We start from the raw sequence: 14,251 nt of genomic DNA, 5'->3' as shown, positions 1-14,251 counted from the left end.
CGTCCGCGATATCGACGAGCCTCATATTAAAACAACTCCCGAGCAGCGTTTAGGCCGAAGCACCCTCCGGCAACATTACGTCCTGCAAGTCCCCCCATCTAGTCAAGCTGGGCGCGCACTCAGCGCGCCCTCTGGCCGTCTCGCCGGTGCGCAAGTCCAAGGTCTCAAAGTCGAGTTCAGTACCATGAAACAATACTGGCCTCATTACTGCGCGATAGCTCGGCCCGATGACTCGCCAGAGCCGCTGCTCAAGGTCAAGCAGCAAGATCGATGTCTGCGGGCCACGGTCTGGGTGATCCCATCGTTGGGCCGCAATGTAGCGAGAGTCAGCGGACCAAACTACCTCCGCCCCGAAGAGCCACCTACCGATGCTGCGCCTCGACTCCAGCAAAGCACCATCCAGCCGAAGCCGAAACAAGGGGCGCCCAAGAGACTCTTCTCCCGTGGACTCTCGGATAACAGTGTGCCGCCCATTCGGGGAAAGTGAGCAAGCCGAATCTTTCGCCATGACAGGCCTTTCAAAAGGGAACCAGCGGGCAACTACCCATCTACTCCTCGCCCGGCTGCTTGAACCCCTTCGGGGGCGTCCACCAAGCCGGCGGATCCGCATAGCCGTTGCTGAAAAAGTACCGCATCAATGCATTCGATTTTATAGATCTATTCGCCTCCTCCGCTCGCTTTACAGCGTCTCGCATAAGATCTTGACGCTCCCGGAAGGTCAAGTTCGGCGCTTTAGCAGCAGCAGTATAGCTCGCGCGGAACTCATCGTTCCAAGCCCCTGGCTCCAACCTCGTCCTCGGGTATTGAGCGTGCCCCCAGTACTCATGGGCAAGCACAGCCCTTGTGCTCATCGAGGAGCGCGGATGCTCCGCCCCCTCCAGCGGGAGCACGTCACCGCGAACATGAATTCGGCCGGGCCCCGCTTCCCTCTCCTTTGGTTGCACATATCCAGTCGCTCTGCCCACATTGAAGTGAAAAATTGAGGGGTCAGCATCAAGCTCGAGCACCTCCTGCTTGAGCCGGCCAATCTCAGCATCGTCGAGCACAACGCCTGCCGACGTTCGCTCTCCGATGCCACGCAACGATGGTTTTTCTTTAGTTGCCTCTCCCGGAAGTGACCGGCCAATACTCGCCGTACCGCCACTTGGCACTTCCACTACGACCGAAGCCGACGAGGCGTCGCCACTCCCTTGGCTCCTGCCCGAGAAGCCCCCCCTTGACACGCCTGTACAGGCTCTCCTCGGCAAGTGGCAAGGGGACGCCAATAGCAATCAAATCGACAAAAGAGACAACAGCGTCACGGCATGCGGAAGGGTCTTGGTAGACGCCGCACCCATACGCTCCCGTCGCGAGGCCCATACCGTCGAGCCCCGCTTCAAGCAGAACCGGACCACCTCCAACGACCCCTGCAGTCGTCACCACAGCTGGGGCAATGGCAGGAATTACAATACCACCCACACCAACAACTGCGGCGCCGGCAAAACCCGCGAACAATGCATTTCGCTCACGACAGTCGCCAGTACGCTCGCAGGTCTGGATGACAGTCATGTTTGCGGCAAGCTGTGCGTCGAATCGGTCGGAGTCCCCAATGCCGACATGCCCACTGGGGTCCGTGTACCGAAGCGGATTGTGCTTCACGTACACGTACCGGTGCAGACTTGGAGCGTCGTCCAGCGTGCCGCCGTAACTGTCCCGACTGATGAAGCGCCCCAAATCACTGTCGTAGTAGCGGGCCCGGGCATAGGTGAGGCCCGTCTCGGCGTCATACTGGTGCCCTGTGAAGCCCAGCTTGAAATCCCCTGAGGAGGGAGATGTCCCATTGCGGTGGTTGCCCCAGGCGTCGTATTGGCGCGCGACAGTCACCGCGCTACCGACGGACATAGCATCCGTCACACTGCCCAGTGCGTCCGTTCCGAGGTAACTCGTCGTGGTGGTTGAGGCCAGCTCACTGACGGCCAGCGGCCCCTTGCCGTAGTGGTAGCGCCGCTTCGTAGGGTGACTCGTCTCGCCGCCGTCCGCCTCCTGCAGTACGAAGGCCTCGTCCAGCACGTACTCCACATTCTCTGTGGCAGTGCGGCGCTTCGTGCGCTGCAGGTTGACATCGTAGTCGTACCGCCCGACTTCCTGGGCGCCCTCGTAGACAGTGGTCAGGGTGTTGCGGATGTCCCAGGCCAGTTGCCGCGTCACACCCTGCTTTTGCCGGGCGACGAGGTTGCCGTTGTTGTCCCAGGCCAATGTCACGTTACGCGAGGCGTCCTTCGTGTCCGTCTGCGACAGCGCCCGGTCCGCCCTGTCGAAGGTGGTGGTGACGTCCGCCAGCACGTCCGCCGGCGCCAGCGCGAAGAAGGCTGCCGCCGTCAGCGCCACCACCGCCGAGGCCGGCGCCTTCCTCTCCCCCAGCCGGTTGCCCACACCGTCCAGCCGGTAGAGGGTGGCCGTGCCCTCCGGGTACTTCACCCCGGATGAGCCGAAGACACCCTGCTCAGCTTTCCAGACCGAAGTCGATGTAAGCGTCCTTCTGGAAGTAGAACGTGAGAGCCCGTACTAGGTCCTCGGTACTGACATCCGGGCGTTGCTGCTTCGCATTCCTGACAACCGACTTCACATCGGAGACCTGGAGCACTGGCACCAGCGATAGGGCCTTCGCGGCTTCCGGCAGCTCATCGGAATAGGGGTCCCGTTCGATGACGACGCATCGCGTTTCCACCGTCCACGGCGGTCTTCCTTCCGCGTACAGGAAGTCTTCCCAGTGACACTCGTTGATGTGCACGAGCACCTCCCCGAGGCTCAAGAGTTTATCCATTACCGACCACCTCCCCATTCCTCCATACCTCCTTGCTGATTCGGGTGCAGCGATTTCTGCACGGGCCCAGGGGCCTCATGCTGGCTTGTAGGAACCAGTTGCATCACGCCAGGTCCATTGTAGTCAGCGCGTTTCTCAAGGGTGCTGGTGTGCACATGATGCCAAGTGGCACTTTCCATCGGTTTTCCTGCCTTGAAGGCACCAAAACGCCCGGGCTTCACTCCAGCGACAACCCCAGGATACAGCTGCTCCATCTGCGCTGCGAAGACAGGGTCGGCCTGGAAGGCCTCATGAAGCTGCCTGTTGGCCTCCGCATGATGCCGCCCTTCGGGCATATCAGGGAAGTCCACGCCCTTCTGAAGCCGGGCCTCATACAGCACTGAGTACGCGGGGCTACGCTCGGGTCTCGGAGGAAGCTCCGCTGCGGTGATGTCCTCCCGGTCGAATGGATTTTCCTGGATCGTCTTCGGTGGAGCGCCACTGCGCCGCCGGAAGACACTTCCTCGTGCGTCCCGTGGGCCACCGGGCGGAGGATTCTTACCCGGGGGCCGGGCCATGACCTTGGCCTTCGAGCCATTGGGGCCGATGAACTCCCCGCCCTGCGCGGCTGCCATGATTGCAGCGTCGACCTTCTCCTCATCGGCCCCCAAGGCCGTGGTGACGCCGTAGGCAGCGGTACCAAAAGGGCTCGTGAGGGCCTGCCCGACTGCCGCCTTGCGCAAAGCGTAGGCCTCTGCCCCCGTCAGCCACATCGGGAACATCTTGACCGTGAACTGAGTGCCATCCGGGGCACTGAAGGTGGACTCCCCTACCTCATACGTCCCTGGCTCCACCGCCATGCCCTCAGCAGCACGAGCGATGGCAGTGCGACGGCTCGTAAGGTTTTGGCGCAGCACATCGATGGTGAGTGCCGCGCCACGCTTTGGCGGCAGCCACGACGCGAACTGAATCGCGGTGGAGTACTCGTTGTACTTCGTCTCCGCAGCGCTGAGCGTCTCCTCCCAGACCTGGAGTTCATGCTGCTCCTGGACCGTGGCGTCGCGGTAGCCGCTCGGGTCCACCCACCGCAGCGGGTTTGCCCTCGCGTACCGGTACCGGTGCAGGCTCGGCGCATCTGCCACCGTGCCCTCGTACGAATCCCGCGAGACGAACCGGCCCAGCTCGCTGTCGTAGTACCGCGCACGGGCGTAGGTGAGGCCCGTCTCGGTGTCGTACTGGTGGCCGGTGAAGCCCAGCTTGAAGTCGCTGGTGCCAGGTGCCGTCCCACTGCGGTGGTTGCCCCACGCGTCGTACTGGCGGGCTGCCACCACGCTGCCGCTGGTGGACAGGGCGTCCGTCACACTTCCCAGCGCGTCCGTGCCGAGGAAGTTTGTCTCGGTGGTAGTGGCCACCTCGCTGACGGCCAGCGGCCCCTTGCCGTAGTGGTAGCGCCGTTTCGTCGGGTGGTTTGACTGGCTGCCGTCCGCCTCCTGCAGCACGAAGGCCTCGTCCAGCACGTACTCCACATTCTCCGTGGCCGTGCGCCGCTTCGTGCGCTGCAGATTGACATCGTAGTCGTACCGCCCGACTTCCTGGCCGCCCTCGTAGACAGTCGTAAGGGTGTTGCGAATGTCCCAGGCCAGCTGCCGCGTCACACCCTGCCTTTGCCGGGCAACGAGGTTGCCGTTGTTGTCCCACCCCAACGTCACATTGCGCGACGCGTCCTTCGCGTCCGTCTGCGTCAGCGCCCGGTCCGCCCTGTCAAAGGTGGTGGTGACGTCCGCCAGCACGTCCGCCGGCGTCAGCGCGAAGAAGGCCGCCGCCGTCAGCGCCACCACCGCCGAGGCCGGCGCCTTCCTCTCCCCCAGCCGGTTGCCCACACCGTCCAGCCGGTAGAGGGTGGCCGTGCCCTCCGGGTACTTCACCCCCACCAGCCTGTCCAACGCGTCATACCCGTACGTCGTCGACTCGGCCGCGCCCAGCGCCTGCGTTGCGGGGTTGGTGCGCTGCTCAGTCTGGGATACCCGGTTGCCATTGGCGTCATAGCCATAGCGGTACCGGCTCACCACCGCGGCGGACGTGCTGCAGGCGTCGGTAATGGCCCCCTTGGCGCTGAGGACGTCCGAGAGGCGCCCCGCTGCGTCGTAGCAGCGCCGCTCATCGACTCCGTTGGGGTAGTCGGTGCCCTTCAGCAGCCCGTCCGGCCAGTACTCGTACGTGGTGACAGCCGCGCCCATGGTGGCTGTGCGCACCCTGTCCAGCGCGTCGTAGGTGTACACGGTGGCGACACCGTCCGCATCCTCCACCCGCTGGCGGTTACCCTTCGCGTCGTACCCGTAGCCGACGCGCTTGCCGTCGTAGCGCAGTTCCTCCTTCAACCTGTCCAACCCGTCGAAGGTGCGCACCGTGGTTTCCACCACCAGGCCCGCCGCGGCCTGCTTCGTCTCCACCACGGACGTCACGTTGCCATTGCCGTCGTACTCGTACTCCTCGCTGTCCACCGAGGGCAACTCACGCGGCTGCTTGTGGCTCAGGTACGTCCGCGTCTCCAGCCGGTTGAGGACGCCATGCATCTCCAGCGTCAACTGGCCTTCGGCGTCCTGTCGCGAGGAGACATTCCCCTCGTCGTCGTAGCCGACGTGCCAGTGCAGCGTATTTGCTCCTTCCGCGCCCGGCACGCTGCCGCGCTGCTGGGACGTCAGGCGCGCGTGCGCATCCAGGTGCTGGTATTCGTCCGTCCGGCGATTGAGGGCATCATAGGCGTACGTCGTCAGGTTGCCGTTGGCGTCCTGCTTCGCCACCAGGTTGCGCTGCGCGTCATAGACGAAGGAGTAGACGCCCTCCAACGCATCCTCCACAGACAGCAGCTTGCCCTCCTCGTCGTACGCGTAGCGAGTGACGAAGTCGCCTGCGCATGCGTGCGACTTCACCGCCGCCACGTCCAACCCGCTCGCCGCGTTATGCGCCAGCGTTGCACCGCCCAGCGGCCGCTTCTCGCACTCCTTGTTGCCAGCCGCGTCAAAGGCGCGCGTCGTCACCTGGCCCAGCGCGTCCTCGCTACGCACCGCCCGGTTCAAATCGTCGTACGTGTGGCGCACGTCGTACGCCACACCCGTCACCCGAGCACTCTTCACCTCCAACACGTTGCCCACCGCATCGTACTTCGAGGTGGTACGTGCGGCCTCCGCCGTCCCCAAGCCTTGTGTCGCCTCGAGAAGCCGTCCGGCCCCGTCATACACGGACTCGGTAACGTGGCCGTTGGCGTCCGTCACCCGCGTGGGGTGACTGCTGGCGTCGTACCGCGTCTCGCCCGTCTGCGTATCCACCCCGTCGCTTCGAACGGTGCGCTCCACGCGACCAAGGCCGTCCATGTAGCGCACTTCCGTCGCGACACCGCGCCGATCGCGAAGCGTCTGAGTCCTGGCGACGTCGTCGTACTCGTGACTCTGCGTGTAGACAGCGGACGTAGACTGCAAGTCAAAGTCCCGCTGGAAGCGCAGCCGGCTAGCGGCATCGTACACGTATGTCGTGACGTAACCCTTCCTGTCCTTCTCCTCGCGCTTGTTGAGGAAGTCGAAGCGGGTTTCCCGCGCGTGGCCCAGCGCGTCCACCATGCGCACTTCACGGCCCAGCGCGTCCAGGTACCGCCGTGTCACGTGACTTCGCGCGTCCGTCTCCTCCACTTGGACGAGGCCAGCCTCGGGCACGTCGACGTAGGCGCGCGCCGTGCGCGTCAACTCCTGCCCGCCTGCGGAGAGGCTTTCCACCAGCACGTCTCGCGTCTGACGGCCCAGCGCGTCGAAGAAGGCCTTACGCAGAACGCCTCGCCCGTCCACCTGGGCAGTAGCGTGGCCCTCCCCGTCATAGGTGGAGGACTCCGTCACTCCCATTGGGAGGCGGCGCAAAGTACGGCGGTTGAGGCCGTCAAAAACCTCCTCCGTGCGCCGGCCCAGCGCATCCACAACCGCACTGCGGTTGCCATTGGCATCGTACTCGTACCGCGTGACGAGCCCGAGGGCGGGCCCCACGCGCGCGTCGTCGGGGTTTCGCGTCAGCGGCGAGGCACCGTCATCCACCACCTGGGTGAGGACGCGGTCCAAATCGTCCAACTCCACGGTGGTAACGAAGCCACGCCTATCTCCCGTGTGGACCCGGTGCTGCTCGTCGTCATAGTGGCTCGCTTGCGTATACGTCCACGTTGCCGGCGTGGCGCCCCCGCTTCTCGCAACAGACTCCGTCACCCCTAGCGGGCGGTTGAGGCCGTCATACGAGGTAGTGCGCGCCAGGTGCACCACCGCCCCCTGCCGACTCTCCACCCGGGTGACGTTGCCATTGCCGTCGTACTCGCGGCGCTCCTCACGGCCCACCGCGTCCACGATGGAGGTCCGCCGGTTGGCGAAGTCATATGCGTACGTCGTCGTGTGGCCGTTGCCGTCCGTCTCCGAGAGGAGGTTGCCTACCCTGTCATAGCGCCGCGTCACCTCGTACCGGCGCTGCGTGGACGTCGTGAAGGACTCAGAGGGCACCTCGGGCGTCGTCACGCCTACCATGCGGTACAGCGAGTCCAGCCGGGACTCTGTCCGGAATCCGTGCTTGTTCTCCTCCCAGACGCGGTTGCCCGCGGCGTCGTAGCCGTAGCGCGCCACCACGCCGGCCAGGCCCACCTGGGTGGACTCCCCGCCCTGAGCCTGGAAGCGCGCGCCATCACGCACCGCCACAGTCACCGTCGTCGGCCGGTCCGCGAAGTCATACGCCGTGTGAGTCACCACCCCACGCCGGTCCACCACTTCCGTGCGGTTGCCGGCCTCGTCGTAGAGATAGGACGTCCTCAGCGCCGTCGTGAGGCGTCCTCCCGACTCCGTCACCTCCTTGACTCGGTTGAGTCCATCCAGCGTCACCCGACGCGTCAGGCCCAGGCCATTCGTCTCCACCTCCACCTGTCCGCCCGGGTAGTACTGGTACTCCGTCGTCAGCCACGGCCCCTTGTCGTTGCGGCGCTCGCTGCGCACCATGCGGTCCAGGCCGTCGAAGACTCGGTGCGTCTTGTGGCCCAGCGTGTCCGCCTCATCCTCCAGGCGGCCGCGCGCGTCATACCCGTATGTCGTCTCAATGAACCTTCCGCCGAACGTGGGCGTCCGCTTACGCGCTGCATGGCCGAATGCGTCGTACTCAAGAATGGAAACGACATTCCCATTTCCATCAACGACAGCGGACACGTCCCCCCTGAGGGCTCCCGAGGGACAGGTGCCACCCGGCAACTGGCAGTACCGCTGGCCCGTCACAATGTCCTGGGGAGAGGGCGCCACCGTCTCAGCCAACTCAAGGCAGCCCGCCGCCCCCAGCAACGAAGAACTCGCCACGGCAGTTGCAAGCGTCCGCGTTTCCAGTGGCAATCCAGTCCCAGTGGGCGTCGCAGTCCTCGGGTCCATCCCAGCCGAGTCCAGGGTGATGCGCGTGACGCGGCCTTCCGCATCAATGTGGCACGTCGGGATGCTGAAGGACGCGTCATACGCCCAGCGCTCCACCACCGCAGGCACAGGCTGCCCCTGGCCATCCCTCACGACTTCCGTGCCCACCGCGTCGTCGCCCGAAGCGGCCAGTATCGGAGTCTCCACCCTGCGCTCCACCATGTTGCCGAAGGCGTCGTAGCGATAGCGCGTCACCCGGCCTCGTGCGTCTTCCTCACTCTCCTTGCGAAGGTGCGTCGCGTCCCATTGAGCGCGGGTACGGGCCACCAGCGTTTCACTCAGTGGGCGCTCCACCTGCACGGCCGCGCCGTACGGATTCATCCGGTACACCGTCTCCGGCACGTCAGGCCGCGGGCCCTTCACCCGCGTCTCGTACGTACGCACGGGCTGACCGAAGATGGGGAGCGTGTTGGGCTGCAGGGCGTACACGAATTCGGTCGCCGCGCCCTCCGGCTCAATCACAAGCTTTACGCGCTCCCTCTTGTCTCCGAAGCGGAGGAAATCCGCCTCGCCCGGCAATGAGTCATTCTGAGCGTAGTACTCATACCGCGTGGTATTGCCGTTAGCGTCAGTGTACGCGGAGAGGTTGCTCTGTAGCCGCTCGTCGAAGCTGTCGACGTATTCGTACTTCTCTTCACGCAGGATGGAGGCCCCCGCCTGCGAGCAACTTCCGTCCAGGCGGCGCACGCCAGCCAAGTTGGCGCGCAGGTCATAGGCGTAGGACACGCAGACGCCCAGAGAGGTGGCAGTGCCGTCCTCGGGCACCAGCGAGGGCGCATACGGGTTTTCCATCAACTCTACGTCGGCCAGCAGCGCGTGGGGCGCTCCAGGTGGGCGCATATAGCCAAATCGCAGGAAGCGCCGGTTACCAGCCTCGTAGATGCGCGACACCTCGCCGTCGATATCCGCGCCGCCATACTCCAATATCGCGGCGTGCCCCGAAGTATCCGTCACCGACAGCAGTCGGTGCCGCGGCGGGCTAACGGATGCATCCAACTGACCGTAGCGATACTCCACGCCGCCCGGCGCACGGAAGACGAGTCGCTCCTGAGAGGTGCCCCCCACCTGCGCCGTCTCGCGGCGGAACGTGCCATGAAAACCACGCTGCGCTGTGCATTGCCCATTTGCAGCACACGTAAACACCTGACCGCTGCCCTCACCACCCACCACCATGTAACGGAATTCACCGCTGCGGCTGTCCGGCACCACGAAACTGCGGTAGGCGTGCGTCCAGCCGCGCCCCAGTGGCCCACGCTCAAAGCCCTGGTTGCTGTAGCTACGCGTAAAGGCCAGCGCGGGGCCTCGGCCCTGGACGCGCAAATCCTCCGCCTGTTTGATGAGGTGACCGTCCACCACGCTGACGCCCTTGACGAAGGTGTGCCCCACGGGGAGCGCCCCCGCGTCTTCCACCGCCGTCTTCAGCGTGAGGCGCTGCGTCTGCGTCTTGTCCGGGGTCGACGCCGGAGTGAAGTCGATACGCACCTCCTGGCCCGACGGGTCTCCCGGCGGCACCTGGAGGCTCAGCACTCCCATTTGCGACACCAACTCAGGCGGCGGAACGTTGCCTCCCACCGCCTGAATCTCCAACTGCCCCGCGCCATTACGCACCAGCCGGCCACGACTGAGCATTGTGGGCCCAGAGGTGACAGTCACGTCCCCCTCATCCCCCACGCAGAACTCCAGTCGCGCTGGGACCAGAATGGGCTTCTCGGTGGCCGTGACCGCGACCACGTCCGTGCCGGAGGGCGTCGCCGCCGACTCGAAGTTGCGCACCGGGAGAATGACTTTCGCTCCCAGTTCGCCGCCGCTCGCCAGCAGACGGCTGCCTGCGGGCGCGATGCGAATGACACCACTTCCAACGACCTCTGTGATGGAGTTGGAGATGCTGAAGCGAATGGAGTGGACCTCCACTCGGACTTCTCCACCGTGAGTCCCCGGGCGCAGCGGAAGGTTGACCGTGTTGAGGGAGCTCGGGAGCAGTTCGACAAGCGAGGAATCGGAGGGGAGACGAGGCTGCCCCGCGAGGTCACCTTCCCCGAGGAGCACCTCTCCGGCCACATCAGGCTTCTCGACGAGGCGCATGTAGAGGGGGTAGCCGGCTGGGTTGGATACCGCGAGCCGCACAAAACCATCATCCACAGAGGCGCCATTACATGGGCTGGCCACCGGCTCACCGGTTCCGGTTTCAACCCTGACATTGGCCTCTTCTGAGCCAAACGAGTAGACGACCCCACCAGGACTCACTGTCGCAATGCGCTCACCTTGCTCCGTCCGCTCCACTACCGACGCATTCACGTGGATGTACTGCCGCCCGCTGCGAACCAAGTACCTGGGCCAGAACACCACGCGTTGGTCGTCATCAAGCCCGCCGCCGATACCACTTTCGGTCAACGGGATTTCCACCTGGTCGGAGAGCGTGGAGGACTCTGACGCGACCCGGATTCGCACCTGGACGCGCGCAAGGTCCGGCTCATCTCCCCGCACCGGTTGCCAAGAGGAGCCGTTCTCCGTGGTGCGCAGGACTTGCGCCACCAGGGGCTCGGGGAACTCGCCACCAAACACGCCACTGAACTGCGAACCCAACGTCTCCAGGCTGAGCGCGTACCGCATCCGATTTTCGGAAACAGGGGGCAGCAGCGCCTCGACGACGTAGCTGGCGCTCACCGGACCAGCAGGAGATTGCGCAGTAGCCGTCACCACGTAGTCTCCCGGAGTCGGCCCCGGAACATAGCCCGCCGTCACCTCTCCCAGCGTCGGCGTCACAAGCGCTAACGTGGGAGTGACGTTGGGCGAGTTCAGCAACTGCGTCTGCCCTGGAGGAATCAACCCAGGACTGAAAAAGCGTCCGGTTCCTGGAGCACCGGACCAGGCCACGGACACGTTCGCCAATGGATTTCCATACCGGTCTACTGCCTTGACCCACATGGAGCGGCTGGTCTCGATGCCGGCGATGGTCCGCTCAATGCGCAAATCACCGTCTGCCTGGATGCGGGTCAGTGGACCCGGCTTACCAAGGACCGTGAAGGGGCTGGCGAGCGCAAGGGTGACGGTCCCATTCGTCGTCTGAGCCGAGACTTCGTTAAGCCCCCAAAGCTGGCTGGCGGGACGAGGGATTGCCTCAGTCGGCGCCACCGGCACTGCAATGGCCCACTTGCGGATGTCTGTATCCGGAATGACGAGAACTCGGGCACGCCCGGTCCTATCAGTCATCACCGTAATCGAATCCATCTGCGTGCCTGGCGCGTCCACCGCGGCAAATCGAGGCACCGCCCTGCTGGACTGCGTGTTCGGCCTGAAGGTGACGGGCGCCGCGCTGACAGGCACGCCTTCCGAAGTAGTGACGTACACAGCCAGCGGCACCACACCGGGAGAGCCCACCTCCACTTCCTGAAAGTCGGTTGCAGGCACCTTCACGAGGTTTGCGATGCGCGATGAATCATCCGTGGACCGGGGCGCATCCGGGCCCGCGAGCTGCTCCACCAAGGCGCCATCCAACCAGGAGCTGGGGAGGACAATCGTCTGTCCACCCGAAAGCCGTCCAGAAAGGAAGTAGCCACCTTCTTCCGTGAGCGGATTCCTGGCGATGTAGCCCGTCCCTGTCCAATCCCGAAGCTGGAGGGGCCCCTGGGGGATACGCACCTCCCAGCCGCGTGCAATCAGGTCCTCCACATCGCGGCGCACTTCATCCGAGGCAGCAAGCAGGGGCAGCTCCGTCGGCGCGTTGTTCGGGGTGATGGAAAGGATGGGCATGCCCTGCGCATGGGCGCGCTGAATCACAGTCACTGCGGCGACCGCGTCCTCTTGCGTGCCCTCGGTGAGTACCCGCGCTTCCTGGTAGCTTCCTTCGTAGCCCGCCATGCGGAACAGCGCCCTACCCCGCCCCGCCACAAGCTCCAGCGGCGTCATGGTACGCAGGTCCGCATCCACCTCCAGGCCCTTCCAGATGAGCCTCTGCGGAACCCCCATCGTCTGCTCCAGCTCGAGCTGGTTCTGCACCAGCACCACGCTGGCGGTCGGATGGAGGGGCACCACCTGAAGCAGGCGTGCCAGTTCGCGCTCCCCTGCTGTCCACGCATTCACGTAGGCCGCAGCGCGTTCGTAGAGAAAGCGCGGTGCGTCTCCGTCCTGCGGGTCGTCCACGTCCAGCAGCACAGGTGAGTACGCGTTGCCAGGAGCCCCCACGCCGAGGGCCACCATATTGCCGGCGAGAATGCGGTTCTCCAGCCGTCGCTTCGAGCCGTCCGGCAGGAGCAACTCCACTGTCCAGGTATGTTCCACCCCCAGGCCGACCGGCCGGGTGCCGAGGGCTTTCTCCTTTCCGTCCACGCGAAGTTGCGGCAGCACCTGCACCACTGCGGCGGGCGCCTGGTAGAGGCCGCCGCTTCGCTGAACCACCTGTTCATCCTCGGCTGAGGCTGGACGGTAGGTGAAAATGGTGCGGTGGCCTGCCACCTGGTGCAGAGGCAGCGTGACATCCAGGAAGACGCCAGCGCCATCCGAGGCTGTCACGCGCAGACGCTGCCGGGCCGCGTCCGTCAGGAAGGCGGACTCTGCATGCACCGACACCACCTCGTAAGGCAACGTACCCGGGAGGAAAGGAAGCTGCTCGGCGCGGCGCTGCACGGTACGCAGCGCCTGCTCGTACGAGGTCCCAGGCCTCTGTGCGGCGAGGAAGTCTTCGACCCGGGACCGGTAGAACTGGAGCGGCGAGAGAAGTCCGCCTTGCGAGAGGTAGCTATCGGTGAAGTGCTCAGGTCCGACGGCCATGGCCTCCAGGATGTCAACGGCGGGTGGGGTGGCCGCGTACTTCGCGGTGCCCGGAATGGCTGCATCCAGCGCTACCCACTGCCTGGCCCCTGTGCCTCTGCCAGCACCGCGGTAGTCAGCATAAGGCAGCCACGCCTCAACCCAGACGTGAACCAGCTTTACCGCAGCCACACGCCCACCGCTCGTTACAGGCTCATAGGGAATACCTGCCGCGGAGAGACCCTGAAGCACTCGCTGCTCGACTGCCGTTGAAAGCTGGAAGGAGCCACCTCCACTCCCATAAAGCGAGTCTACTTCCGGACCTGACAGGAGCCCCATCAGGTCCGCTACACGTGGCAGCGGCAGCTTGACTGTACCACGCACGTAGCGCGCGGGAATCTCCCGAGCGCGTAACATGGCAATGAGCAACGTGGACAAGTCCGAGTCATTGCCACGTTTCTGGCGCAGCGTCTCGGTCGAGCCCTTCAATGAGCCGTAATACCATTCCAGGTCGAACTCATTCTTGATGAAGTCATGGATGGCCTTCGCGCTCCCCAGCTCATCGGCCTTGGACCGCACCTCTGCTGAGAGTTCCACCTCCTGACCTTCCGTGGTGTCCTCCAGGGCGGGCAGGACCAGCGGCCCCGCGCTGAAGGCGGGAACGACCTGCTCCGTCGGCAGTGCGGCCGGAACCATCGCTCCGTCTACGTACGTGAGCTCTGAGCTCAGCACGGGCACCGGCCGTGAAGCGCCCCAGCCGCGCAGTTTGTCACGCAACTCGGCCAGCCGCGTGGGCGCGTCGCCGTACATGCGCTGCCGGACGTAGGCGATATATCGCTCCCAGAGGGAGTCGCACGGCGCCTCCAGCACGTCCCGAACCTCCCGCACCACCTGTTGCGTGGACGTCACGCGCGCAGCGAGTTCCGCCCGGCGCTCGCTGACCTGGTCCGCGAGCGCCGTTTGGTCCGGAGCCAGCGTCTCCTCGACCTCGGCCAACCGACGGAGAGCATCCTGCTGGTTCTCCTCAAGGAGGCGCTCCACCCGTAACAGTGCAGAGGCTGCTTCCTGCCGCCGCGTAGCCTCGGCGCCCGCGGGCCGGGAAGGGAAGCGGAAGACCCGCTCCCAAAAGCCCAGCGGCGCGCCGACGCGAGCCACCGCCGGTCCAGTTCCCGGACCAGTTCGGTGCCCCGTGCCTCGGGCCGGGTCCGCTCCTCGTGCAGCCTTCGGCGTGCGTTGACGTCTTCCGTGCGCGCCT

4 protein-coding genes are annotated in these 14,251 nt (G+C 65.0%); all 4 read right to left on the bottom strand.

Translation table 11 applies throughout. The annotated features are described in order from the left end of the window. Positions 1-548: 548 nt before the first annotated feature. Genes QEG98_RS09905 through QEG98_RS09890 form a run of 4 tightly spaced genes read right to left on the bottom strand, consistent with a single transcriptional unit; the run spans position 549 to position 13,992 of the window. Positions 549-1,082 carry a hypothetical protein gene (locus tag QEG98_RS09905; protein ID WP_316566564.1) on the bottom strand — a complete coding sequence of 178 codons (534 nt, stop codon included), beginning with the start codon at positions 1,080-1,082 and terminating at the stop codon, positions 549-551. 13 nt (positions 1,083-1,095) lie between these two features. Next, entirely contained in the window at positions 1,096-2,457 is a 1,362-nt protein-coding gene (locus QEG98_RS09900) for an RHS repeat-associated core domain-containing protein (protein ID WP_316566563.1), read from the bottom strand. A 25-nt stretch (positions 2,458-2,482) separates the two neighbouring features. Beyond that, the gene (locus tag QEG98_RS09895) at positions 2,483-2,803 is read right to left on the bottom strand and encodes a hypothetical protein (protein ID WP_316566562.1); all 321 of its coding nucleotides are present in this window, start codon (positions 2,801-2,803) and stop codon (positions 2,483-2,485) included. Continuing rightward, positions 2,803-13,992 carry an RHS repeat-associated core domain-containing protein gene (locus tag QEG98_RS09890; RefSeq protein WP_316566561.1) on the bottom strand — a complete coding sequence of 3,730 codons (11,190 nt, stop codon included), beginning with the start codon at positions 13,990-13,992 and terminating at the stop codon, positions 2,803-2,805. Before QEG98_RS09890 ends, QEG98_RS09895 begins: the two co-directional genes overlap by 1 nt. Between the last annotated feature and the right edge of the window lie 259 nt (positions 13,993-14,251).

Source organism: Myxococcus sp. MxC21-1, assembly GCF_032612255.1.
GTDB lineage: Bacteria > Myxococcota > Myxococcia > Myxococcales > Myxococcaceae > Myxococcus > Myxococcus virescens.
This window is presented reverse-complemented; position numbering and strand designations above follow the sequence as displayed.

Bases quoted from the DNA above. Each gene is read 5' to 3' on its own strand.
- QEG98_RS09895 (WP_316566562.1), bottom strand. From the start codon at position 2,803: ATGGATAAACTCTTGAGCCTCGGGGAGGTGCTCGTGCACATCAACGAG.